This window comes from Micromonospora sp. NPDC048839 (assembly GCF_040649915.1).
Classification (GTDB): Bacteria; Actinomycetota; Actinomycetes; order Mycobacteriales; family Micromonosporaceae; genus Micromonospora.
The window spans coordinates 35,568-57,440 of sequence record NZ_JBEZGL010000023.1 but is presented as its reverse complement, the minus strand read 5'-3'; the positions used below and the strand labels follow the sequence as shown (position 1 = coordinate 57,440).

Genomic DNA, 21,873 nt, shown 5'->3' with positions numbered 1-21,873 from the left:
GCGATCGTAGGCATCTTCGGGGGGACGGACCACGCAGTTGCGGATCGCTGGTTCAGATCAGCGAGTCGCGCCACTGCCGGTGCAGGGCCGCGTACCGGCCGCCGGCCTCGGCCAGCACGGCGGGCGCGCCGTCCTCGACGACCTTCCCGTCGTCGAGGACGAGCACCCGGTCGGCGGTCTCCACGGTGGAAAGTCGGTGCGCGATCACCAGGGCGGTGCGGTCGCGCAGGATCGTGCCGAGCGCGTGCTGGACCAGCCGTTCGGTCGGCACGTCGAGCGACGACGTCGCCTCGTCCAGGATCAGCACGCTCGGGTCGGCCAGGAACGCCCGGGCGAACGCGACGAGTTGGCGCTCCCCGGCGGAGAGCCGGCCACCGCGACGGTGCACCTGGGTGGCGTACCCCTCCGGCAGGGCGGCGATGAAGTCGTGCGCGCCGATCGCCCGCGCGGCGGCCTGGACGGTCTCGTCGTCCGCGCTCGGGCGGCCGAACCGGATGTTCTCCGCGACGGTCCCACTGAACAGGTGGTTCTCCTGCGTCACCAACACCACGGCGCGGCGCAGGTCGGCGTCGCAGACGTCGCGCAGGTCGACCCCGTCGAGTTGGACCGTGCCGGTGTCCGGGTCGTGGAAACGGGCGACCAGCTTGGCGATCGTCGACTTGCCCGCGCCGGTCGGCCCGATCAGCGCCACCGTCTGTCCGGCCGACACGGTCAGCTCCAGCCCCCCGAGGATCGGTGTGCCGGCACGGTATCCGAAGGAGACCGCCCGGAAGGTCACCGCACCGCGCCCGGGTCCGGTCGGCAGTGGTGTGGGCCGGGCCGGCTCGGCGACGGCCGGCCGTTCGTCGAGCACCCCGGCCAGCTTCTCCAGGGCCGCGGTGGCCGACTGGAGGGAGTTGTAGAACTGGCTCAGCTCCTGCATCGGCTCGAAGAAGCGACGCAGGTAGAGCAGGAACGCGGCGAGCACACCGACCTCGGTCTGGCCGTCGAGCACCCGCCACCCGCCGTAGCAGAGCACCGCCGCCACGGTGATGTTGCCGATCAGCTTGATCGCCGGCGAGTACGTGGCGATCAGTCGGAACGTGTGCAGGCTGGTCCGTCGGTAGTCGTCGCCGAGCGCCACGAAGATCCGTTGGTTGCGCGGCTCCCGACGGAACGCCTGCACCGCCCTGATGCCCCGCATCGACTCGACGAAGTGCACGATGACCAGCGCGACGGCGTCCCGGGTCCGCCGGTACGCGCTCGCCGACGACCGGGCGAACCAGCGGGAGAGCCAGAACAGGAACGGGAAGGCGAGCAGCGTCACGGCGGCCAGCGGCAGGTCCAGCCAGAGCAGGATGGCGGCCACCGACAGCATCGACAGCCCCGCCATCACCAGGTTGTCGATCCCACCGTCGACCAGTTCGGCGATCGAGTCCACGTCACTGGTGAGGCGGGAGACCATCCGGCCGGAGGTGTACCGCTCGTGGAAGCCCACGGACAGCCGCAGGAAGTGTCCGAACACCCGCCGCCGCAGGTCGAGCAGGACGGCCTGGCCGATCCGGGCGGAGAGGGTGAGGAACCCGCGCCGGGCCGCGTACTCGGTCAGCGAGGCGACCACGAACGCCCCGGCGACGGCGACCAGCGGGCCGGGGTTGCCGGCGCGTAGCGGCGCGATGGTCCGGTCGATGCCGATCATGACCAGGTACGGGCCGGCCATCGCGGCGGCGTTCTGGGTCAGCAGCAGGCCGACTGCGGCGACGAGTCGCCTCCGGTGTGGTCGGAGCTGTTCGGCGAGCAGTGCCCGGCTGAGCCGGCGCAGCCGGGCCACTGCCTCGGGGCTGGTGTCCTCGGCTCGACTGCGGTCCGCCTCCGGGTCGGTGGCGGTGCCGCGCCAGCGGGTGAGCTCGGGCTCATCCTCGGGCGGCGGGTCGGTCTGCTTCGGCACGTTCACGAGCGCACCAGCCCCCACCCGTCGGAGGGGAACGGGCTCGGGCCGGCGGCTTCCGCCGTCGGTGGATGCCCGGTGGGTGGGTCGGCGGCCAGCAACGCCCGGTACGCGGGAACTGTGGCCAGCAGGTCGGAGTGCCGGCCCACGGCCGTGATCCGTCCGTCTTCGAGCAGCGCGACCCGGTCGGCCAGGGCGATCGTCGACGGCCGGTGCACCACCAGCAGCGCGGTGCTGTCGCGCAGGACCCGTCGCAGAGCCGCCTCGACCAGCGCCTCGGTGTGCACGTCGAGAGCGGACAGCGGGTCGTCGAGCACCAGCACCGCCGGTCGGCCGAGCACGGCCCGCGCCAACGCGAGCCGCTGACGCTGCCCGCCGGAGAGGGAGATCCCCTGCTCGCCCACCCGGGTGGCCAACCCCCACGGCAGCTCGTACGCGAAGTCGGCCTGGGCGAGCGCGAGGGCCGCGCGGACGTCGTCGTCGCCGGCGTCGGGGTGCCCCAGGGTGAGGTTCTCCCGCACCGACATGGAGAAGAGCGTGGGCTCCTCGAACGCCACCCCGACCAGCCGGCGCAGCGAGGCCAGCCGTAGTTCGCGCAGGTCGTGCCCGTCCAGGGTGATCCGGCCGGTGGTCACCTCGTGCAGCCGGGGCACCAGCGAGAGCAGCGTGCTCTTGCCGGAGCCGGTGGCGCCGACCAGGGCGAGCGTCTCACCTGGCTCGACGACCAGGTCGATCTCGCGCAGCACCGGTGCGGTGGCGCCCGGGTACCGGAACGAGACCCGCTCGATGCGGAGCCGGCCCTGCACCGCGTCGCGGGGCAGCGCGAGCGCGCCGGGAGAATCCACGATCTGGGGCGGGGTGTCCAGCACCTCCTGGAGCCGGTCGGCGGCGGTGGCGGCCTCCTGACCGTTGGCGATGATCCAGCCCAGCGACTGCACCGGCCAGATGAGCATCAGTTGGAGGCTGACGAACGCGACCAGCTCGCCGATGGTGAGCGCGCCCTTCGCGGCGGCGGCCGCACCGGCCACCAGCACCACGCCCAGGGTCACGTTGGGCACCAGGTCGAGCAACGCCGACGTGGTGGCCAGCAGCCGCGCCTTGGCGACGCCCGTGTCGTGCAGCCGCTGCGCCCCGACGCCGAAGCGGGCGGCCAGTTCCGGCCCCCGGCCGTACGCCTTCATGGTGCGCAGGCCCTGCGCGGTCTCCTCGACCAGGGTCGCCACGTCGCCCTGCTGGTCCTGCATCCGCCGGGACGCGGCATGGTAGTGCCTCCCGAACCGGCGGCTGATCAGCAGCAGCGGCACCGAGCTGGCCGCGACAAGCGCACCGAGCATCGGATGCAGGTTGACGAGCAGCACCACCACGACGACGTAGGTGGTCACGTTGAGCACCAGGAAGAACACGCCGAAGGAGAGGAACCGGCGGATCACCGACAGGTCGCTGGTGATCCGGGAGAGCAACTGGCCGGACTGCCAGCGGTCGTGGAAGCTGGTCGGCAACCGTTGCAGGTGGGCGTAGACGTCGGCACGCAGCGCCGCCTCCATGCCCACCGACGAGGAGGACTGCACCCACCGGCGGATGAAGATGAGCACCGCCTCGGCCACGCCGAGCAGCAGCGCCAGGCCGCCGAGCTGGAACAACCCGGCCGGTTCGTGCCGGGCCACCGGCCCGTCCACCACCCGCTGCACGACAAGCGGTACGGCGATCCCGGCCGCCGTGCCCGCGAGGCCCGCGACGAGCAGCCAGGCGAACTCGGCGGCGTACGGGCGAAGGTAGGGGCGTAGCCGCCAGAGGTTGTGCAGGGGGTGCCGGGGCGCGGCGACCCGGGTGGCCGGGTTGCCGTCGCTTTCCACAGGCATACCAGACGGTAGCGTCAATGCCAGGCGACGCCGGTGTCAGCTTGCTGTCAGGCGTCGCTCATGACCGAGAAGCCACTTCTTCACGTCCAGCCCCCAGCGGTACCCACCGAGGGTGCCATCGGTGCGCAGCACCCGGTGGCAGGGCACGAACAGTGCCGCCGCGTTCCGGGCGCAGGCAGCCGCGGCGGCCCGCACCGCCGGTGGTCGACCGGCCAGCGCGGCGTACCCGGTGTAGGTGACCGGGGTGCCGGGCGGCACCTCGCGCAGCACCTGCCAGGCGTGGGCCATGAACTCCCCGCCGGTGCGCTGGCGGACCGGCACCGCGTCGATGGCGTCGAGGTCACCGTCCAGGTAGGAGTGGACCGCTGCGCTGATCGGGCCGAGGTCGGCCCGTTGGCGTACCGGCGCCCGCAGGGTCGGGTGGATCAGGGACAGCAGCGCCGCCGGGTCCGGGGTGAAGCCGGCCGCCCGTACGTCGCCGTCCGGGCCGGCGAGGATGCTCAACGGACCGGCCGGCGTGCTCAGTACGGTGCTGTCGATGCTCATGCCGCTCTCCAGAGTCTCATCGTTGCGTAGGACCGCCAGGGACGCCAACGGTCGGCGTACCTGTCGAGGGTTGTCGGGTTGTCGGGCAGGCCGAGGGCGGCGGCGCCGCGCCGGACGGCGAGGTCGGTGCTGAGCAGGATGTCCGGGTCGCCGAAGGCGCGCATGGCCAGGTAATTGGCGGTCCACGGGCCGATGCCGGGCAGCGCGAGCAGCCCGCGTACGGCCTCCTCCCGATCCACCCCCGCCGCCAGGTCGACGGATCCGTCCACGACCGCCCGCGCCAGCCCCCGCAGGGTCTCCCGCCGCCCCACCGGCATCCCGAACCCCGAGTCCGGCAGGGACAACAACTCCTCCGCGCCCAAGAAGCCCCGCAGCCCCCCGGCCCCGACGTCGCCCCGCCGCCCTCCCTCCGCGCCCCGTTGATCATGAGGTTGGCCTGGGGTTTGATCTCCAATCGCCAGGTCAACTTCATGGTCGTGGTCGGGGGTGGGGGCGGTCAGGAGGCGGGTCAGGGTTTTCTGGGCCGAGGCCACCGAGACCTGTTGGCCGATGACGGCGCGGACGGCCATCTCGAAGCCGTCCACCGCGCGGGGTACCCGGATTCCCGGTTCGGCGGCGACCGCGGGGGCCAGCGCCGGGTCGGCGGCTAACGTGGCGTCGATGGCGGCCGGGTCCGCGTCCAGGTCCAGCAGCCGGCGGCACCGGGCCACCGCGGGTGCCAGGTCGCGCAGGTCGGTCAACCGCAGCGTCGCCGCCACGTGCCCGGTCGCCGGGGTCAGCGCCACCTCGCCGGTGCCGTGGGGCAACCGCAGACCCCGGTGGTACGTGCCGTCGCGGACCTCGTCCACCCCGGGCAGTGCCCGCACCGCGAAGAAGTCCAGGAGCGCCTGGGCGTGCAGCGGCGGACGGTATGCCAGCCGCAGCGCGAGAGTCCCCGCACCGGCCGGCGCCCGCTGACCGCCGCGCGCCGTCCGCAGGTCGGACGGGGCGCTCGCGTACACCTCGCGGAGCGTGTCGTTGAACTGCCGGACGCTGCCGAAGCCGGCGGCGAACGCGATCTCGGCCATCCCGAGGTCGGTGGTCTCGATCAGGATCCGGGCGGTCTGTGCCCGCTGGGCGCGGGCCAGCGCGAGCGGTCCGGCACCCATCTCGGCGCTCAGCATCCGGTGCAGGTGCCGTTCGGTGTAACCCAGGCGGGAGGCCAACCCGGGCACGCCGTCCCGGTCGACCACGCCGTCGGCGATCAGCCGCATCGCCCGGCCGACCACATCCGCCCGGACGTCCCACAGGGGCGAGCCCGGCGCGGCGTCCGGCCGGCAGCGGCGGCAGGCGCGCAGCCCGACACCCTGTGCCGCGGCGGCGGACGGAAAGAACCGGACGTTCTGCCGCTTGGGCGTGATCGCCGGGCAGGACGGCCGGCAGTAGATGCCGGTGGACGTCACGCCGGTGTAGAACCAGCCGTCGAACCGCTGGTCCCGACTGTCCACGGCCCGGTAACACCGCTCGAAGTCCAGCTCCATGTCACCGATGATGCCCCGCTCGACCCGCCGTCGGCTGGCGGGAATCGGACCTTGCCGTGTCGGTGAGCAGGGACCCCGTCAACGGGGGCGGCGGCGACGCCGATGCGGCTGACCGGACCCGGTGGGCTGGCCGGCACGGGTGGGCTGCGCGGAACGGGTGGGCTGGGCGGCCCGATTCGGCTGGGCGGCCCGATTCGGCTGGGCGGCACGGCTTGGTTGACCGGTGAGCAGGGCCGAGCGGAACACGCCGTCCGGGTCGTACCGCTTCCACAGCCGTCGTACCCGGATTCCGGTCTCGCCCGGGTAGATCCGGGCGAACGCGGCCGGGTCCGGTCGGCTCTCGAAGTTGGCGTATGCGCCGTCGGCCCGCGCTCCGACGGCCCGCCAGGCAGCATCCAACGCCGCCCCACCCTGCGGTGGGAACACCGAGGCGATGACGAGCGTGTCCTGGTGGCGATGGGCGTACGCGGTCGCGTCGGGTGCCACGTCGTTGACCGCGCCCCCCAGCGAGCGGAGCTGCACCACGGCCCGCCCTGGCCCGTTCACCGCCCGTTGCACGGCCCGTGCGCCGGCGTCGTCCAGCCCGGTGAACAGACCGTTCGTGGTCGTGCCGCGCTGCTGCCCGACGTTGGGATTGAGGTGCGCGGTCGGCACCAGGGTCGGGTAGGGCAGCAGGTCGGTGCGGTGTTCGAGCACCTTGCCGATGGCGAGCAGCGGCTCCACCGCGGGCCGGGCGCGGCGCAGGCTCTCGGCGGCCACCACAGCGGTGATGGACATGAGGGCCGAGCGGCCCTCGGCGTACACCACCGCCGCCGCGGACAACTCCCGTGGGGCCTGCGCGAGGTAGGCCGTCCACTCCCGGATGGTGCGCCCGTCCGGATGCGCCTCGACGACCAGTTGCGTCACGCCGACGTTGCGCTGCTCGACCGCCTCGATCTCGAAGGCCACCACGATCCCCGCGCCAGCTCCGGCGCCCCGGACCAGCCAGAACAGGTCCGGCTCGTGCGTGGCGTCCGCGCGGACCAGCGTCCCGTCGGCGAGCACCACCTCGACCGCGCGGACGCGGTCGAGGGTGAGACCGTGGGCGCGGACCAGCCAGCCCACGCCGCCGCCGGTGGCCAGGCCGCCGACACCGACGCCGCCGTAGTCACCCGAGCTGATGACCAGGCCGTACGGCGCCAACGCCTTCGCGACGTTCGCCCAGCGTGCGCCGGCCTCCACCCGGACCAGCCCGGCCCGCTCGTCGAGCACCTGCACCCGGTTGAGCAGGGACAGGTCGATGACCACGCCACCGTTGTTCGAGGAGGCCCCGGAGAAGCCGTGCCCGCCGCTGCGGACGGCGATCGGCAGCCGCTGCTCCCGCGCGTAGCGCAGCGCGTCGATCACCTGCGCGGTGGTCTTCGGCAGCAGGACCGCGGCCGGCGAGGCGGTCGTGGTGTACGTGGAGCGCAGCTGCGCGTACCGGCGGTCGCCGGGTGTGACGATCTGCCCGGTCAGCGAGGTGGGCACCCGGGGCATGGTGGTGCTCATCGTCGCCCCTGCGGCTCGCACGTCGGATGTCCGGGATCGGTCATGGCCCAAGGATGGGCGGGCTCGCCGGCCTCGGCAAACCCGGTGGACCACTGCCCGCCGAACCCGGGGACGCGCGGCGCTCGCTGGCGCGGGGAGGGCCGCGTGGAGGTGACCGGTATCTCCGGTCAGGCCGGGGCGAGGACGCCGCCGACCTGACCGGTCCTGCTCAGCGCGACAGGGGCGGTGTGCTCATCGGCTGGCCGGCGCGCCGGGTGCGGTAAACGGTGCCGGCTCACCAGGAACGCCGGGCACGTCCCGCTTGAACGGATCACTGGGCACTCCAGGCGCAGCAGGCACCCCCGGCGCACCGGACACACCAGCCTCGTCACCGGGGGCACCGGGGGCACCGGGGGCACCGGGGGCACCGGGGGCACCGGGGGCACCGGGGGCACCGGGGGCACCGGGGGCACCGGGGGCACCTGGGTCACCTGGCTCACCGGGCTTGCCGGGCACGCCCGGCCGCTGCCACGGGTCCTGCTTCGCACCGCCCGGGCTTGGTACGCCCGGCGGCACCGCGGTCGGCGCGGACGGGTCGGGTGCGGGTGGGCTGGGCACGGCCGCTGGACCCGCCGGGCTGGGGGCGGCCGGCGGCGCCTCGTCCGAGCCGGTCGAGGCGAGGGCGAGCGGAGTGGCGATCAGGACCGCCGCGAGGGTGCCGACCGCCCCCATCGTCACCGTGGCGCGGCGCCTGTTGCGCACCCGCCGTTCCGCTCCGTTCAACTGGTCCTGCACGATCGGTGCCTCCTCGGCGAGGTCGGTGAGGGTGGAGCGGATGAGGTGCTCGAAGGGGTCGGTCATCGCCGTACCTCCAGCATTTCGACCTCCGGCAGCAGTTCGCGCAGGCGCGTGACCGCCCGGTGGGTACGGCTGCGAACCGTGCCCACGGAGCAGCCGAGCAGTTCGGCCACCCGGGCTTCGGGCAGATCCTCGTAGTAGCGCAGAACCACCACGGTCCGCTGTGCCGGTGTCAGGTGGCGCAGCGCGGCGCGCATGGCCAGCCGCACGTCGGAGCCGCCGCTCGGATCGACGCCGACCGGTTCGTCCGCCGGGTTGAGCGGCGTCTCCCGCCATCGGCGCAGTCGTCGCCACCAGCTGATCTGCTCGCGGTACATCACCACGCGGAGGTACCCCTCGGGATCGGCGTGCCGGATGGATCCCCACTTCGGGATGGTCCGTGCCAGTGCCGACTGGAGCAGGTCCTCGGCGGCGTTGCGGTCCCCGGTCAGCAGGTACGCGACCCGCATCAGCGCCGGCGTCCGGCTGCCGACGAACTCGGCCAGCCGAGCCCGCTCGTCCTCGTCCACCCACCACCCCCGTTTCGTTGTCACAGATACAGACGCCGCAGGTCATCGTCGCTATCCGCGATCCGACGGGTTTTTCCGGCCCGGAAGTGTCGGTCGTGACGGGTACCGTCCGGCCACCAACTCAAGAAGGGGTGCGACGGATGACGAGCGTGGCGGGTTGGGCGGCGGCGTCGACACCTGGCACATTTCCGCCGCTGCCCCGCGCGGTGGCGCAGTCCTTCTACCGCCGGATGCGGGCCGTCGCGCCCGCCGCCCGCGGCGCCATCGACCGGGACCGGGCGACCGACCCCGAGCAGGCCTTCACCGACACCGCCTGCGGCCGACTGGTCGGCTCGCTGGACGACGCGGGCCTGCGGGCGCTCGGCATGTGGACGCACCACTGGTGCATGCGCTTCTACGACGACGACACCCGGGTCGGCCGGCGGCTGGTTCGCGAGATAGCCGCTCGGCCAGGGCTGGGCTGGACGGCCGACGAGGTGCACTGGATGCTGCGCGAGTCGATCTCGGCCGGCCCGGCCGCCGCCGACCGGTTCACCCTGCCCCGCGCCGCCGCGGCCCAACTACCCCCGGACGGCCGGCCATTCGACGAGCTGCCCGAGGTCAGGGTTCCTCGGCAGCGCCACGGCAACTGACGGAGTCGGCCGGCACCGGGGTTGACGGTCTTACGTCGGCCGGCTGCGGCAGGATGGACGCCGCATCCCCGACGGAAGGACGCCCCATGCCCGCCAGCGCACCTACCATCCTCGCCACCAGCATGGGCTTCTTCCGGGGTGAGCGCGGCCCCTACAACCTGCGCCCCAGCCCGGTCTTCGAGTTGGCGGCCGAACTGGCCGAGGCCGGCCCGCAGCCACGGGTCTGCTATCTCGGTCAGGCCATCGGGGACCAGCCCACCGTGCTGAGCGCCATCTACGGCGCGTTCGCCGACACCCGGTTCCGGCTGTCGCACCTCGCCCTGTTCCCCATGCCGAACATCGAGGACATCCGCGCCCACCTGCTCGCCCAGGACGTGATCTGGGTCGACGGCGGCAGCGTGGCCAACCTCGTCGCCGTGTGGCGGGTGCACGGGCTCGACGAGATCCTGCACGAGTGCTGGCAGGCCGGCGTGGTGCTGGCCGGGGTGTCCGCGGGCTCGATCTGCTGGCATGTCGGCGGTGCCACCGACAGCTTCGGCCCCCGCCTGCGCGGCTTCACCGACGGCCTGGCCTGGCTGCCGTACGGCAACGGGGTGCACTACGACAGTGAGGGGCAGCGACGCCCGCTCATGCACGAGCTGGTCGGCAACGGGACGCTGCCGACCAGCCACTGCACCGACGACGGGGTCGGCCTGGTCTACCGGGGCACCCAACTGGTCGAGGCGATCGCGGACCGCGAGGGCGTCTCGGCGTACGAGGTCAGTCGGGGCGCGGACGGCAGCGTCCGGGAGGCGGTCATCGCCCCGCGCCTGCTGGGCTGAGCGCCGGCACCTGTCACGCCTGCTCGCCGGGCTGGCGGCGGCGGAGCACCGCGTCGAAGACCTGCGCCAGTTCGGCGGCGTCCTCCCCGGCGTGGTGGGTGTGCGGCACGTCGTGCAGGCCCAACTCGTGCTTGATCTTGCCCTTGTGGGTCTGGACCCACTCGCTGCCGGTCACCCCCATCCAGTAGCTGCGCAGATCGACACCCGAGCCGGTGGCACCGAACGGGCTGTGGCCGACGAAGCGGACGAAGTACCAGTGCACGAACATGCCGTCCCAGACGGCGGGAGCGGCGAGGAAGACCGGGCGGCCGATCCGCCGCAGCCCGTTGACCCAGGCCGCTGCGGCGGACATCGCCTCCGGCGCGGTGGGCGCCTCCCGCAGCAGGCGGTCCCGGTCCAGGCCCGAGACGGCAAGTGCCGCCGGCACGAAGTCGTCGGAGATGGGACGCAGTTCGGTGTAGAAGGACAGCTCCGGGTGGCCGGCCACGGCCATTCCCAGCGAGATCATGCTGTACGGCCCGGGGATGGGACCGTCCGCCTCCACATCGACGGCGACGTACAGCTCGGGCAACGTCGAGGTCATCCCACCTCCAGCAGCGAGACATCGAATTCGGCACGGTAGCAACGTGTAGCGGGTCCCGTCGCCGACATAAACCGTTCGCCGCGTAAGCTGGGCGGTCGTGAGTCTCTCCATCGGCATCGTCGGCCTGCCCAACGTCGGCAAGAGCACGCTTTTCAACGCGTTGACCAAGAACGACGTGCTGGCGGCGAACTACCCGTTCGCCACCATCGAGCCCAACGTCGGCGTGGTCGGGCTTCCGGACGAGCGGCTGGGCAAGCTGGCCGAGATCTTCTCCTCGCAGAAGGTGCTGCCGGCTCCGGTGTCGTTCGTCGACATCGCCGGCCTGGTCCGCGGCGCCTCGAAGGGGCAGGGCCGGGGCAACGCCTTCCTGGCGAACATCCGGGACGCCTCGGCGATCTGCCAGGTGGTCCGGGCCTTCTCCGACCCCAACGTGGTGCACGTCGACGGCAAGATCTCCCCAGCCGACGACATCGAGACGATCAACACCGAGCTGATCCTCGCCGACCTGCAGACCCTGGACAAGGCGCTGCCCCGGTTGGAGAAGGAAGCCAAACTCCGCAAGGACCGCTTGGCCGCGGTCGCCGCCGCGAAGGCCGCCATCGAGGTGCTCGACGGCGGCACCACCCTCTACTCCGGGGCCGCCGCCGCCAAGATCGAGCTGGAGCACCTGCGCGAGCTGCACCTGCTCACCACCAAGCCCTTCCTGTACGTCTTCAACGTCGACGAGGCCGAGCTCGCCAACGAGGCGTTCCTCGACGAACTGCGCGCCCTGGTCGCCCCCGCCGAGGCCGTCTTCATGGACGCGAAGATCGAGTCCGAGCTGGTGGACCTCCCCGAAGAGGAGGCCCGCGAGCTGCTGGAGTCGATCGGGCAGAACGAGCCCGGCCTCAACCAGCTCGTCCGGGTCGGCTTCCGCACGCTCGGCCTGCAGACGTACCTCACGGCCGGCCCCAAGGAAGCACGCGCCTGGACCGTCCCGGTCGGCGCCACCGCGCCGGAGGCCGCGGGTGTCATCCACAGCGACTTCCAGCGCGGCTTCATCAAGGCCGAGGTGGTCTCCTACCACGACCTGGTCGAGCACGGTTCGATGGCGTCGGCCAAGGCGGCGGGCAAGGTCCGCATCGAGGGCAAGGAGTACGTCATGCAGGACGGCGACGTGGTGGAGTTCCGCTTCAACGTCTGAATCCAGCCTGTTCTCATAGGTCGGCAGCGATCGAAAGCAGTTTGGCCGCTACCTCCTCGTGGTCGCCAGAGCCACTGGCGGTCCACAACATGCCGCGAGTTCGGTAGTAGGCGCGCAGCGGCTCGATCTGCTCCTGGTAGTTCTCCTGATAGTGCGAGTACATCAGCAGCAGTTCGTCGCCTCGCCCGGCCTGCTGTGGGTCCAGTTCTATCCGACGTTCTATCCGGCGGCGGGCCATGAGGTCGAGTTCGTCCTTCGTCAGGACGAGCTCGATCACCGTGTCGGGTGCATGGCCGCTCTGCGCCAACAACTCCGCCTGATCGATCCTGCGCGGGTAGTTGCACAGCAGCCAGCCGCCGTCCACGGCGGCCAGGGCGTCAGCGATGGCCTTCGTGGTCAGCACATCCGGGATAAGGTGCCCGGTCTGCATGTACCGGTTCATCTGCTCGCCCAGCGGCGTCCGCAGTTGCACGTGCTCACGGCAGACGTTGCCTGGGCTGATGACCTGCAGGCCGGTCGCTTCCAGAACCGCGGCAGCGGAGGACAGGTCGACCAACGGCCCGGCGAGAAGGGCAACGTTCCGCATGCATGCTCCCAGGTGCATGTAGCCGGCGAACGGCAGTGTGGGCTCCGGGGTCGAGCTGGGAGCTACAGTGCGCGTCATGGTAGGTGACGGAGTGCGCGAGATGCACGGCTTGCCGGACGACATGTACGGACACGTCGTAGAGACCGAAGCCGCTGTCGTGCAGTTCATGCTGGGCGGCGGCGATGATGCCGAGACGGTCGACAACGTTGATGCGCACATCTATCTCGCGGACGGCACTCACCGGTACGCCACCTTCTTCACTCCTGACGCAGTGAAGGAAATCCTGCAGAGACACGCGAGCACCGGAGAAACCGATGGTGGCCGTTACTTCTGGTGTTCGGATCAGGTGATCGTTCCCGAACCCGGTGTTGCTGCCATGGTCGCGGCAGTTGACGAGATGATCCGGTCTGGCGAAATCGAGGTCATGTGCGGCCGGGTCGAGGAGCGCCTGGACGACCAACCTTGACAGCCCGAGACGCCAGGTGAGGTGTCGGATGGTGCCGCCGCTGGTAGCGAGACAGCGACTCTGAGTTCGCCTCGACGTCTGACTCCGGTCCGACGTCTGCTGCCTAGGCTGGCCACATGGTGCAGGTAAGGGAATTCCGGTGAACGCCTCAGCCGACGATGACCGGCCGCGTTACCTTCGTGATCGACAGTGGCTTGAATACGCGGTTCACGAGCTGCCAGCCGGTGTGCTGTGGGGCGCCGATGGCGCGACGCCTGCCCAGTGCGCCGAGATGCTGGACGGCCTGGACAAGTTCGCACGTCTCTGTGCTCGGCTGGGCCTCGATGACCACACAGAGTTCCTCGAGGCCTGCCGGTGGCACTTCGATCACTACCCGCACTTTCTCGGCCGGCGTCGCCATTTCGCGGACTATGCGACGTACGTCCGTGACCGCCGCGGACCGTTGCAGGTCTCCGCACCCGCAGCTCCGGACTGGCTCAGGCGTCAATGACAGACACGCCTGCCAGTGAGTCTCGGCGGTCAGTTGGGCCCTCGACGACCTGATCGACTCGGCTTCATTGAAGTCGTGGTGTTCCGCCGACCTCGATAGCGCGGTATTCAGGAAGGCGAGCCCGCCCCGTTAGGCCCGGTGGGAAACTCGCGGGCGGCGGCAGCAGCGCTCTTCAGCAGGCCCTCGTAGAACTCGACATACTTGTCGTTGCTCTGGTCGAGCGTCCGCATTCGGCCGACCACACCCGCACTGAGGGCGGCGATGATGCGCCGCGCTCGATCCGGTTCCCTGGACCGCAGATCGAGCAGCCCCATCGCGCGGCCAGGCCGCAGGTGCTCGTCCATGTCATCGTCCTGAAGCATCCCGACGGGCACGGCATCGACGATTTCGTCGAAGACCCATCCCTGGATGTACCAGTCGCGATTGTCGTCGAAGGCCACAATCATCATTGCCGTTCCCCCAAGCCCCTCTGCCCTACCTCGACCGCAGCCTAGCGGCGTCCTTCGGTGCCTGGACAAGGGTTTTGCGGGGCACGCAGAGGGCACAGGACGTGCCGCCACAGAGACGCCCGCCGTAACCGCGAGCACGAACGCCACGCGTCTCTGTTGGGGCCTTACCAGTGGCCCCTGATCAGGACGGCAGCGGCGTCGAGCTGCTCCCGCTCACGTGCGGTGAGTGCCGGATCGTGCCGCCGTACCGCCACGGCGTCGTCCAGCACGGTCAGCAGGCCGCCGCCGACGCGGTTCAGGAAGGCGTCCAACAGCGTTGCGGCCGGCGGGGCCAGGGGATGTTCACCATCGACAGCCACCTGGGCGAGGATGACGGCGGAGAGCGCGACATCGAGGTTTGGTGGTCCCTCGGTGGCGTTGCGCCAGTCGATGAGGACCGGTCCCCGTGACGTCAGCATGACGTTGTCCGGGTGCAGGTCGAGGTGCAGGATCCGGTCCTCGTCGCGTTCGCCGAGCCGGGGCGGCAACGCGTGGAGCCGGCGATGCAGATCCGCCAGACAGTCGGCCGCTGCCAGGGCATCGAGCTGACCGGCGACGAGCGCCGACAGCATGGTGCCCCCGTCCAGGCGTTCCAGGACGAGATCGGTACCGCGCGCCTCGTACACAACGGGCACCGGAAAACCCAGACCTCCCACGTACGCCATGACAGCCGCTTCGGCGGCCACGTCTCCACCCTTGCGGTAGCGCCGGAGGACGCGCCGATCGTCGATGGCGTAGACGTCGGCGTCTCGCCCCGACGCCAGCGGAACCGGATCCACCACGCCCCGACGGTAACCGAAGCAGTCATCCGCCCCGATGCCTTCGAGGAGGATCGGCGTGCTTCGCAGCCGCACAGAGTCACCGCATGGACGACCATCTACTCCGATCATCCTTTGGCGCGGCAGCGACCACGTACGCCGAACATCGCCCGGATTACGCGCGGCCAGCGGTGCGCTGTCCTCGACGACATGTTCGGCCGTCGGGTGATGAGCGGTGCCAACCTCGGATAGGGAATGGCGCACCGTCAGGGACGAACCGCCTTCTCACCATGGACGGCCGCGTACTTCACCGCGAGCCATGGCCCCAGGTCGTCGATGAGGTGGCGTAGTACCGCCGGATCCGCCGAGGGCGCGCGCCCGATCCGGGCAGCCGCGCGCATCTGCTCGGCGCGTTCCGGGTAGTAGCGACCGAACGCCTCGGCGGACTCGACGAGGTCGCTTGTCCAGCCTCCCCAGCGAGGCATGACCAGCGTGAATCCCGTCCTGACGATGCGACGAGCGACGAGCCGGCAGAGACTCCTACGGTGCTTGTCGGTGCTCGCTTCGGCCGCTTGCCGACGCCAGCCGGGAAGCGCGATCGACAGGTCGCCATTCGTCTCCCGGGCGAGCAGGGGAGTGGGCCGGTAGCCGGGGAGTTGGTCGGCGAGGTCGTCACCCAGCAGGGGAGTGCACAGGCACGCGACGAAGAAACCGAGGTCGTGGCGTTCCAGCTCGCTGAGCAGCGTACGTGCGCTGAACAGCAGGATGCCCACGCCGTCGATCTCGTCGAAGGACTGGTCGAGGGCTTCCTCGATCCGCGTGGCATCCCGCCGGTCGGCCTCGGTCGGCTCGGCGTTGAGAGCGAGCAAAAGATCAAGATCAGAGACTCCGGGTACGGCGGTGCCACGCGGGATGCTGCCGTAGAGGTAGGCGCTGTGCAGTCGGCCACCGCCGAAGGCCTCGACTATCCGGGTGCGTGCCGCGTCGACGACACCACCGAATGTCGGTGGGACCTGACTCAGGGCGCCTTCGCGCGCGATCGATCCGTCGACGGTCAATCCTCTGCCGGTCATGGGATCACTGTGCCGCAGCAGGTGATCTTCAGCGAGTGGCTGTCCACGCACGGACCTCGCTGTGGCCAGTTGCGTGGCAACCCGGACGACCTGGGCGCACCGACGACCCATCCAAGCGCAGCCGCGGGTCACTGACGAGGATGTTTCTTCGGTGTACCGTCCGAAGTGCCAGCAGTTCACCACCTGGGAGTACCGCTGATGCCTCGCCGCCCGATACCTGACGATCCGTCGATCGGTGATCGCATTCGTGCTCGCCGCGAACTGCGTGGCTGGAGCGTGCGGTATGCCGCCAGCCGCGCCGGCATCTCGCACACGTCCTGGTCACGAATCGAGCGTGGGCAGCAGCGCACCGACCGGTACATGGTGGTTGACCTGGCCGCCGCTCTCGAATGCTCGGTGGCCGATCTGACCGGGCAGGCGTACACGCCGGCCGATCGGCAGCTCGATGCCGCTCGCATCGACGCGGAGCGGGTGTGGCGGATCATGATGGACACGCCGATGACCGGGCGTGCCGACTCCGCTGCGACGACCGAGCAGGTGCAACGTGAGGCGGCTCTCGTGCGTGGCCTGTACGGGCGGTGTGACTATGCGGGTGTCCTGCGCCGGCTGGTCGATCTGGTGCCGGCAATGCACAGCCTCACCGATCGGCGTGCAGCGCTCACCGAGATGGTGCCGGTATACGGCGTGGCGATGGGTTCGCTCCTGAACGTCAGCTTCCCTGCTCACGCGTGGCTGGCCGCGGAGCGCTGCGCGCAGGCCGCGGGTCTGCTCGACGATCCGGTGGCCGCGGGGGTTGCGGCTGCCAACCGCGCCCGGGTTTCCGCGTACTCCGGGGCATTCGGGCCGGCGCGAACGCTCTGCGACGTGGCCGCCGCTGACCTGGCGGGCAGCGCGAGGGACGGCACTTTGGACGTACTCGGCTTCCTGCACCTGGCGCGGGCGCTTCACCTCGCCGGCCTGCGCGACCACGCAAGCGCCGAGGGGCATCTCACCGAGGCCGCGCGGATCGCCACGCGCACCGGTGAGACGGAGAGCTGGGATCTCGCCTGGGGGCCACGGAATGTGGCGCTGTGGCGGATGGCCTTCGAACTCGACACGGGCCGTCCCGAAGCGGCGTTGGAGACGGCTGCGGGTGTCGAACTGGCGGGGCTGCCAGCGGTGCGGCAGGTGTATTTCTGGCTAGACATGGGTCGGGCCGCCGAGGCGGTGGGTCGGGATCGGGATGCCGTCCGGATGCTGCTCACCGCCGAGCGGGTCGGTCCGCAACATGCCCGTTCGTCAGCGGCGGCGCGGGAGACCGCGCGGGCGCTGCTGCGCAAGAGGGTTGGCTCGCCGGAGTTGCGGGGCCTCTGCGAACGAATGAGCCTGACCATCCAGTAGCAGGCAAGTAGTGGTGCGTAAGCGTTCCAGTCATCGCCCCTACTGTCCGTAGTGTCCCCATCGCAGGGGTGCGGGCTGTTCGTGCAGCAGCCGCAGCGCGCCCCGAGTCCGGCGTGGCGGTCGTGCTCCTTCGGGACCACACCAGCCGCGCCCCGGAGCGAGGGGGTGCAGGTGGGCGGTACGCGGCATGATCCAGGGTCCAGCCAGGGTGAGCAGGCGGAGGCGGCCGAGCGGGAGGCGGCGAAGGAGCGCCTGCTCGCCCAGGCCGAGGCGGAGCGGATGCCGGTCGAGGAGACGACTCGGGCGGTGCCGGATCGGCGGTGGAGTCGTGAGCGGTGATCACCTGCCGATCGGGCGACGGGTCGCCTACCTGCGTGTCCGGCGGAGGCTGTCGCAGCAGACCTTCGCTGACCGGCTCGGAAAGTCGAAGAGTTGGGTCGACAAGGTGGAGCGCGGGGTGCGGTCGTTGGAGCGGGTCTCGACGATCCGGGACATCGCCGCGGTCCTGCGGGTCGATGCCGCAGCGCTGCTCGGGCGGGATGCCCAACCGGTCGACGCGACCGGGCGGGCCGAGGGTGTCGCGCGGATCCGGGCGGCGCTGTCGACGTACGCGATGGCACGTGGCCCTTCGGCGGCGGGCCGTGACGTTGTGCCGGCTGATCGTCTTGCGCGGCAGGTGGGGCATGCCTGGGCCACCTTTCAGCATGCGCGGTATCCGCAGGTGGTCGACCTGCTGCCGAAGCTGCTGGTCGATGTTCAGCGTGCGCCTGTCCAGGATTCGAGGGCTGGCCGGACGGCGTTGGTGGAGGCGTACCGGGTGACAGCGTCCGTGCTGGTGAAGCTCGGCGCACCGAGCCTTGGTTGGTTGGCCGCCGATCGGGCGATGGCCGCCGCGACCGGTGACCGGGTGTTGGTGGCCGCCGCGGCGGTGCAGCTCGGCCAGGTGCTGCGGGCATCGAAGCGGGCGCGGTCCGTGCTGCTGGCCGTCGCGTACCGGATCGCTCCTGATGATTGTGCTGAGGGCACTCCGCAGGAACTGTCGCTGTGTGGGTCGCTGTTGGTCCAGGCGGCGTTGATGGCGGCACGGTCCGGCGACGACCGAGTCGCCGTCGAGCTGCTGGACGAGGCAGCCGAGATGGCTGCTCAGGTGGGCGATGGGTGCGACCACCACCGGACCGCCTTCGGGCCGACTGCAGTCGACCTGGCCCGGGTCGCTGCGGCTGTCGACCTGGGCAACGGGCGCGACGCGGTGGCGCTGCACGAGGCGGCAACCAGGCGGGAAGGCTGGCGGTGGTTGCCCGCCGAGCACCGTGCCGCGCACCTGCTCGACGCGGCCCGCGCCTACCTACTGGTCGACGACCCCGCCAACGCGGCACGGGTCCTGGTGCGGGCCGACAGCATCGCGCCCGCGGAGGTGCGGCACCGACCGGCGGCCCGGGACCTGGTCGCACAGGTGGCCCGCGACCCGGACGCGCCGACGACGATCACCCACCTCGCCAGCGACCTCAGAGTCGTCTGACCGGCGTGCGGGACCCGGACACGGTTACCGCTCGGCCCAGGCGCCCAGCTCGTTGCCGCTGGGGTCGGTGAAGTGGAACCGGCGGCCACCGGGAAACTCGTACGGCCCCTTCACCACCTGGCCGCCGGCCTCCTTCACGGCCTGCACGGACCGGTCCAGGTCGGCCGAGTAGAGCAGCACCAGCGGACCGCCTTGCTGGACGGCCTGGTCCAGGCGGAGGCCGCCGACCTCGGGGCCGGAGTCGTGCGGGCTGCGGATGCCCGCGTACCCGGGGCCGTAGTCGTTGAACTGCCAGCCGAACGCGTCGGCGTAGAAGCGCTTGGCCTCGGCGAGGTTGGTCACCGTGAACTCGACGTAGTCGATGGCGTGGTGCCGGTGCGGCGATGGCTCAGACATGCACGGCATTGTGCGCCCCGGGTACGACCAGACCACGACATGCAACGAAAGGTTGCGCGAGAACGGAGGACTGTCGTAGGTTGAGTGCAACCAAAGGTTGCGAAAGGTTGGGGCGCATGGAACAGGGAACCATCGAGCGCGACATCCACGTCGACGCGTCACCCGAGGTGGTCTTCGAGGTGGTCAGTCAGCCCGAGCACATGCGGGAGTGGTGGCCCGACGACGCGCGGTTCGAATCGGTCGCCGGGGCACCCGGCGAACTGGTCTGGCGCAACGCCGACACCGGCGAGACGACGACCGTCGCGCTCGCCGTCGTCGAGGTCGACCCGCCGAAGCGATTCTCCTTCCGGTGGTGCTTCACCGAGCCGGAGCGGAGTGGGCCGGCGCTGCTCGTCACCTTCGACCTGACCCCGAGCGGCACGGGCACGCAGATCCGGATGACCGAGACCGGGTTCCGCGAGATGGGCTGGGAGATCGCCGTCCTGGAGGCGCAGTACCAGGACCACGAGAACGGTTGGGACCACTACCTGCCCAGGCTGGGCGGGTACGTCGCACGGCTGGTCGCCACGCCGTGAGCACCGCTGTCGACGACGAGCTGTGGTCGGCGATCGGTGACCCCACCCGTCGTACGATGATCGATCTTCTGCTCTCCGACGGGCCGGGCACCGCGACGTCGCTGAGCCGGCGGCTACCCGTCACCCGGCAGGCCGTCTCGAAGCACCTGGCCGTCCTGGACCGGGTCGGGCTGATCCACGCCGAGTCGGCCGGTCGCGAGCGTCACTACCAGGTCGACGAGGCGCAGCTCGCCCGCGCCGTCGCCCAGTTGTCGGCGGTGGGCTCCACCTGGGACGCCCGGCTCCGCCGGATCAAGCGGATCGCCGAGGCGATCGAGCGCAACCGCCACCACGACGAAGGAGAATGACAATGGTCGACATCCTGCACCAGGTCGGCGTCGTCGCCCCGCTCGACGACGTCTACCAGGCGGTGGCATCTCCCGAGGGCGTTGCCGGCTGGTGGTCGGTCGACACGACAGGCAAGAGCGAGGTCGGCGGCCGGTTGGTCGTCCGGTTCGGCGACGACCCAGGGTTCGACCTGGAGATCCTTGAGCTGGACCCGGCCGGCCGGGTGCGGTGGCGGGTCACCGACGGCCCGACGGAATGGATCGGCACCGAGATCGGCTGGCGTCTCGACAGACGCGGCGAGTTCACGATCGTCCAGTTCTCACACGAGGGCTGGCGCGAGCCGACCGAGTTGATGCACCAGTGCAGCACCAAGTGGGCGACGTTCCTGCTGAGTCTCAAGGCGCTCGTGGAGACCGGGCACGGCCAGCCGGCACCGGACGACGTGCAGATCAGCGACGGGCACTGACCTCGGTGCCGGTCGGCCCGCCGGGGGTTCGCGCGCTCCACCGGGAGATCGCGAGCCCTCCGGCGACCAGGCCGAGTGCCACGATCGCCACGGCGCAGAGCAGCATCGTCGGGCGCGCGCCCACGGCACGCACGAGTGGCCCGCCCAGCATGGTGCCCAGGGGCACCGCCAGCACGAGGACGGCGCCGTTCGCGGCGAGCACCGCCGGCAGTTGCTCGGTCGACGTGCTGCGCTGGAACAGCGCCATCGACGTGGACATGTACGGCGCCCAGATCAGTCCCGCCAGGGCGAAGGCCGGCAACGACACGACGAGCGGCGCACCCAGGCCGAGAGGCAGCATGGCGATCCCGAACCCGACGACGATGCCGATGGTGGTGACCCGCAGCGGCCAGCGGCGGAGGTAACCGGCGACCAGGCCGCCGACGAGACCGCCGACGCCGAAGGCGGCGTAGAAGATGCCGAGCAGCGTCGCCGAGGCGTGCAGGTCGTCTTTGATGTGGAACGGCATGGCCACGTACACCGGTCCGAAGAGGAAGAAGAACCCGAGGCTCAACACCAGGAGGCCCAGCAGGGCGGGGTTGCGGCGGATGACCGCGAGGCCGGCGGTCCGCGAAGCGCCGCGCTCGGCCCGCGGGGCCTCGTCGCTGGTGGGAAGGGCGAGGCGGTACGTGAGGGCCAGCGCGGCGAAGGTGGCGGCGTCGATGGCGATGACCCACACCGGTCCCGCCCAACCGATCAGGATGCCCGCCAGTGGTGGGCCGACGATCGTGGCGAACCCGGCGATGGTGCCGAGCACCGCGTTCGCGGGCAGGTGGTGTCGCTGCGGCAGCAGTTCGGCGATCAGGGTGAACCGTCCGGCCGAGCCCCACGAGTGCAGCAGGGCCGACGCGGCCAGCAGGACCACGTACAGCCCGAGGGTGAGCACGCCCGCGAGGTGGGCGAGCGGGATCGCCGCGAGCGCGCACGCCCGCAGGATCGCGTCCCAACCGGCGAGTTGGGCGCCGCCGCGTCCACGTAGCAGCCGGCCGAAGACGACAGTCCCGACCGCGCTCGGCACGGTGTACGCGGCCATGGCCAGCGCGACCCAGGTCTCGCGCTGACCGGGCGGGGCGAGGTCGCTGGCGAGCCAGATCACCGCGACCACCGCCATGCCGTCGCCCAACGCGGACACGGCGAGCCCGGGTAGGACGCGCCGGAGCTGCGGGTGACTGACCACCGGCCAGTACGGCGAGCTGCGGGGAAAACGGGCTGTCATCTGGCCAGTTGACCCGGCGCTGGCCCCGCGGATCAACAAAGACTGCCATCAGCAGAATCAGCCCAGGGCGGAAACGTCCCGGAGGTCGACTCGGGTTCCTTGAAGTCGGGGTGTCGTCGTGGCGATGACACCCCGACTTTCCGGAAC

25 protein-coding genes are annotated in these 21,873 nt (G+C 71.1%); 10 read left to right on the top strand and 15 right to left on the bottom strand.

Annotation, left to right across the window (positions count from 1 at the left end):
• Positions 1-52: 52 nt before the first annotated feature.
• The 7 genes from AB0C25_RS31235 to AB0C25_RS31205 all read right to left on the bottom strand — a co-directional run bounded on the left by AB0C25_RS31235 (position 53) and on the right by AB0C25_RS31205 (position 8,728).
• Entirely contained in the window at positions 53-1,927 is a 1,875-nt protein-coding gene (locus tag AB0C25_RS31235) for an ABC transporter ATP-binding protein (protein WP_357377952.1), read from the bottom strand.
• A 2-nt stretch (positions 1,928-1,929) separates the two neighbouring features.
• Positions 1,930-3,786, bottom strand: a complete 1,857-nt coding sequence (locus tag AB0C25_RS31230) for an ABC transporter ATP-binding protein (protein WP_357377950.1) — start codon at positions 3,784-3,786, stop codon at positions 1,930-1,932.
• A gap of 36 nt (positions 3,787-3,822) precedes the next feature.
• Positions 3,823-4,332: a methylated-DNA--[protein]-cysteine S-methyltransferase gene (locus tag AB0C25_RS31225; RefSeq protein WP_357377949.1), complete on the bottom strand. Its 510-nt coding sequence runs from the start codon at positions 4,330-4,332 to the stop codon at positions 3,823-3,825.
• A complete protein-coding gene (locus AB0C25_RS31220; RefSeq protein ID WP_357377947.1) occupies positions 4,329-5,852 on the bottom strand; it encodes an AlkA N-terminal domain-containing protein in 1,524 nt (507 codons plus the stop codon). The genes AB0C25_RS31225 and AB0C25_RS31220 overlap by 4 nt, the downstream gene beginning before the upstream one ends.
• A 78-nt stretch (positions 5,853-5,930) precedes the next feature.
• Positions 5,931-7,382: an FAD-binding oxidoreductase gene (locus AB0C25_RS31215; protein ID WP_357377945.1), complete on the bottom strand. Its 1,452-nt coding sequence runs from the start codon at positions 7,380-7,382 to the stop codon at positions 5,931-5,933.
• A gap of 231 nt (positions 7,383-7,613) precedes the next feature.
• On the bottom strand, positions 7,614-8,222 hold the full coding sequence (locus AB0C25_RS31210) for a hypothetical protein (RefSeq protein ID WP_357377943.1): 609 nt from the start codon (positions 8,220-8,222) through the stop codon (positions 7,614-7,616).
• A complete protein-coding gene (locus tag AB0C25_RS31205) occupies positions 8,219-8,728 on the bottom strand; it encodes a SigE family RNA polymerase sigma factor (RefSeq protein WP_357377941.1) in 510 nt (169 codons plus the stop codon). Before AB0C25_RS31205 ends, AB0C25_RS31210 begins: the two co-directional genes overlap by 4 nt.
• 140 nt (positions 8,729-8,868) lie before the next feature.
• On the opposite strand from AB0C25_RS31205, the gene AB0C25_RS31200 reads away from it, so the two are divergent.
• Together AB0C25_RS31200 and AB0C25_RS31195 are read left to right on the top strand one after the other, a co-directional pair.
• Positions 8,869-9,360: a hypothetical protein gene (locus tag AB0C25_RS31200; RefSeq protein WP_357377939.1), complete on the top strand. Its 492-nt coding sequence runs from the start codon at positions 8,869-8,871 to the stop codon at positions 9,358-9,360.
• Between the two features lie 86 nt (positions 9,361-9,446).
• A complete protein-coding gene (locus tag AB0C25_RS31195; RefSeq protein WP_357377937.1) occupies positions 9,447-10,181 on the top strand; it encodes a peptidase E in 735 nt (244 codons plus the stop codon).
• Positions 10,182-10,194: 13 nt separating this feature from the next.
• On the opposite strand, the gene AB0C25_RS31190 is transcribed toward AB0C25_RS31195, so the two are convergent.
• On the bottom strand, positions 10,195-10,764 hold the full coding sequence (locus tag AB0C25_RS31190; protein WP_357377935.1) for an exonuclease: 570 nt from the start codon (positions 10,762-10,764) through the stop codon (positions 10,195-10,197).
• 97 nt (positions 10,765-10,861) lie between these two features.
• Between AB0C25_RS31190 and ychF the strand changes: the two genes are divergently transcribed.
• On the top strand, positions 10,862-11,947 hold the full coding sequence (ychF, locus tag AB0C25_RS31185) for a redox-regulated ATPase YchF (RefSeq protein WP_357246949.1): 1,086 nt from the start codon (positions 10,862-10,864) through the stop codon (positions 11,945-11,947).
• A gap of 13 nt (positions 11,948-11,960) precedes the next feature.
• On the opposite strand, the gene AB0C25_RS31180 is transcribed toward ychF, so the two are convergent.
• A complete protein-coding gene (locus AB0C25_RS31180) occupies positions 11,961-12,533 on the bottom strand; it encodes a nucleoside monophosphate kinase (RefSeq protein ID WP_357377933.1) in 573 nt (190 codons plus the stop codon).
• Between the two features lie 91 nt (positions 12,534-12,624).
• Here AB0C25_RS31180 and AB0C25_RS31175 point away from each other — a divergent pair, with 91 nt between their 5' ends.
• Positions 12,625-12,999 carry a hypothetical protein gene (locus tag AB0C25_RS31175; protein WP_357377931.1) on the top strand — a complete coding sequence of 125 codons (375 nt, stop codon included), beginning with the start codon at positions 12,625-12,627 and terminating at the stop codon, positions 12,997-12,999.
• A gap of 148 nt (positions 13,000-13,147) precedes the next feature.
• On the opposite strand, the gene AB0C25_RS31170 is transcribed toward AB0C25_RS31175, so the two are convergent.
• The 4 genes from AB0C25_RS31170 to AB0C25_RS31155 all read right to left on the bottom strand — a co-directional run bounded on the left by AB0C25_RS31170 (position 13,148) and on the right by AB0C25_RS31155 (position 15,808).
• Positions 13,148-13,399: a hypothetical protein gene (locus AB0C25_RS31170; RefSeq protein WP_357377929.1), complete on the bottom strand. Its 252-nt coding sequence runs from the start codon at positions 13,397-13,399 to the stop codon at positions 13,148-13,150.
• Between the two features lie 197 nt (positions 13,400-13,596).
• Positions 13,597-13,938: a hypothetical protein gene (locus AB0C25_RS31165; RefSeq protein WP_357377927.1), complete on the bottom strand. Its 342-nt coding sequence runs from the start codon at positions 13,936-13,938 to the stop codon at positions 13,597-13,599.
• Positions 13,939-14,102: 164 nt separating this feature from the next.
• Complete coding sequence (locus AB0C25_RS31160) at positions 14,103-14,831, bottom strand: phosphotransferase (protein WP_357377925.1); 729 nt, start codon at positions 14,829-14,831, stop codon at positions 14,103-14,105.
• A gap of 170 nt (positions 14,832-15,001) precedes the next feature.
• A complete protein-coding gene (locus AB0C25_RS31155) occupies positions 15,002-15,808 on the bottom strand; it encodes a nucleotidyltransferase domain-containing protein (protein WP_357377923.1) in 807 nt (268 codons plus the stop codon).
• 231 nt (positions 15,809-16,039) lie between these two features.
• On the opposite strand from AB0C25_RS31155, the gene AB0C25_RS31150 reads away from it, so the two are divergent.
• The 3 genes from AB0C25_RS31150 to AB0C25_RS31140 all read left to right on the top strand — a co-directional run bounded on the left by AB0C25_RS31150 (position 16,040) and on the right by AB0C25_RS31140 (position 18,707).
• A complete protein-coding gene (locus tag AB0C25_RS31150; RefSeq protein WP_357378051.1) occupies positions 16,040-17,188 on the top strand; it encodes a helix-turn-helix transcriptional regulator in 1,149 nt (382 codons plus the stop codon).
• Positions 17,189-17,359: 171 nt separating this feature from the next.
• Entirely contained in the window at positions 17,360-17,527 is a 168-nt protein-coding gene (locus AB0C25_RS31145) for a hypothetical protein (RefSeq protein ID WP_357377921.1), read from the top strand.
• Entirely contained in the window at positions 17,517-18,707 is a 1,191-nt protein-coding gene (locus AB0C25_RS31140) for a helix-turn-helix domain-containing protein (RefSeq protein ID WP_357377919.1), read from the top strand. Before AB0C25_RS31145 ends, AB0C25_RS31140 begins: the two co-directional genes overlap by 11 nt.
• A 24-nt stretch (positions 18,708-18,731) precedes the next feature.
• On the opposite strand, the gene AB0C25_RS31135 is transcribed toward AB0C25_RS31140, so the two are convergent.
• Positions 18,732-19,103: a VOC family protein gene (locus AB0C25_RS31135; RefSeq protein WP_357377916.1), complete on the bottom strand. Its 372-nt coding sequence runs from the start codon at positions 19,101-19,103 to the stop codon at positions 18,732-18,734.
• A gap of 116 nt (positions 19,104-19,219) precedes the next feature.
• Between AB0C25_RS31135 and AB0C25_RS31130 the strand changes: the two genes are divergently transcribed.
• Genes AB0C25_RS31130 through AB0C25_RS31120 form a run of 3 tightly spaced genes read left to right on the top strand, consistent with a single transcriptional unit; the run spans position 19,220 to position 20,471 of the window.
• Entirely contained in the window at positions 19,220-19,678 is a 459-nt protein-coding gene (locus AB0C25_RS31130; protein WP_357377914.1) for an SRPBCC domain-containing protein, read from the top strand.
• Positions 19,675-20,025: a metalloregulator ArsR/SmtB family transcription factor gene (locus tag AB0C25_RS31125; RefSeq protein ID WP_357377912.1), complete on the top strand. Its 351-nt coding sequence runs from the start codon at positions 19,675-19,677 to the stop codon at positions 20,023-20,025. The genes AB0C25_RS31130 and AB0C25_RS31125 overlap by 4 nt, the downstream gene beginning before the upstream one ends.
• A 2-nt stretch (positions 20,026-20,027) precedes the next feature.
• The gene (locus AB0C25_RS31120) at positions 20,028-20,471 is read left to right on the top strand and encodes an SRPBCC domain-containing protein (protein WP_357377910.1); all 444 of its coding nucleotides are present in this window, start codon (positions 20,028-20,030) and stop codon (positions 20,469-20,471) included.
• Here the strand turns inward: AB0C25_RS31120 and AB0C25_RS31115 are convergent.
• Complete coding sequence (locus tag AB0C25_RS31115; RefSeq protein WP_357377908.1) at positions 20,455-21,726, bottom strand: MFS transporter; 1,272 nt, start codon at positions 21,724-21,726, stop codon at positions 20,455-20,457. The two genes, AB0C25_RS31120 and AB0C25_RS31115, sit on opposite strands and share 17 nt — an antisense overlap.
• Positions 21,727-21,873 lie beyond the last annotated feature (147 nt).

What these genes read in the sequence shown, in the direction of transcription:
- AB0C25_RS31180 (WP_357377933.1), bottom strand. Translation starts at nt 12,533, where the DNA reads ATGCGGAACGTTGCCCTTCTCGCCGGGCCGTTGGTCGACCTGTCCTCC.
- AB0C25_RS31165 (WP_357377927.1), bottom strand. Translation starts at nt 13,938, where the DNA reads ATGATGATTGTGGCCTTCGACGACAATCGCGACTGGTACATCCAGGGA.
- AB0C25_RS31215 (WP_357377945.1), bottom strand. Translation starts at nt 7,382, where the DNA reads ATGAGCACCACCATGCCCCGGGTGCCCACCTCGCTGACCGGGCAGATC.
- AB0C25_RS31130 (WP_357377914.1), top strand. Translation starts at nt 19,220, where the DNA reads ATGGAACAGGGAACCATCGAGCGCGACATCCACGTCGACGCGTCACCC.
- AB0C25_RS31120 (WP_357377910.1), top strand. Translation starts at nt 20,028, where the DNA reads ATGGTCGACATCCTGCACCAGGTCGGCGTCGTCGCCCCGCTCGACGAC.
- AB0C25_RS31195 (WP_357377937.1), top strand. Translation starts at nt 9,447, where the DNA reads ATGCCCGCCAGCGCACCTACCATCCTCGCCACCAGCATGGGCTTCTTC.
- AB0C25_RS31170 (WP_357377929.1), bottom strand. Translation starts at nt 13,399, where the DNA reads ATGGCGACGCCGGCCGAGAAAGTGCGGGTAGTGATCGAAGTGCCACCG.
- AB0C25_RS31230 (WP_357377950.1), bottom strand. Translation starts at nt 3,786, where the DNA reads ATGCCTGTGGAAAGCGACGGCAACCCGGCCACCCGGGTCGCCGCGCCC.
- AB0C25_RS31200 (WP_357377939.1), top strand. Translation starts at nt 8,869, where the DNA reads ATGACGAGCGTGGCGGGTTGGGCGGCGGCGTCGACACCTGGCACATTT.
- AB0C25_RS31190 (WP_357377935.1), bottom strand. Translation starts at nt 10,764, where the DNA reads ATGACCTCGACGTTGCCCGAGCTGTACGTCGCCGTCGATGTGGAGGCG.
- AB0C25_RS31210 (WP_357377943.1), bottom strand. Translation starts at nt 8,222, where the DNA reads ATGACCGACCCCTTCGAGCACCTCATCCGCTCCACCCTCACCGACCTC.
- AB0C25_RS31115 (WP_357377908.1), bottom strand. Translation starts at nt 21,726, where the DNA reads ATGACAGCCCGTTTTCCCCGCAGCTCGCCGTACTGGCCGGTGGTCAGT.
- AB0C25_RS31155 (WP_357377923.1), bottom strand. Translation starts at nt 15,808, where the DNA reads ATGACCGGCAGAGGATTGACCGTCGACGGATCGATCGCGCGCGAAGGC.
- AB0C25_RS31225 (WP_357377949.1), bottom strand. Translation starts at nt 4,332, where the DNA reads ATGAGCATCGACAGCACCGTACTGAGCACGCCGGCCGGTCCGTTGAGC.
- AB0C25_RS31135 (WP_357377916.1), bottom strand. Translation starts at nt 19,103, where the DNA reads ATGTCTGAGCCATCGCCGCACCGGCACCACGCCATCGACTACGTCGAG.
- AB0C25_RS31220 (WP_357377947.1), bottom strand. Translation starts at nt 5,852, where the DNA reads ATGGAGCTGGACTTCGAGCGGTGTTACCGGGCCGTGGACAGTCGGGAC.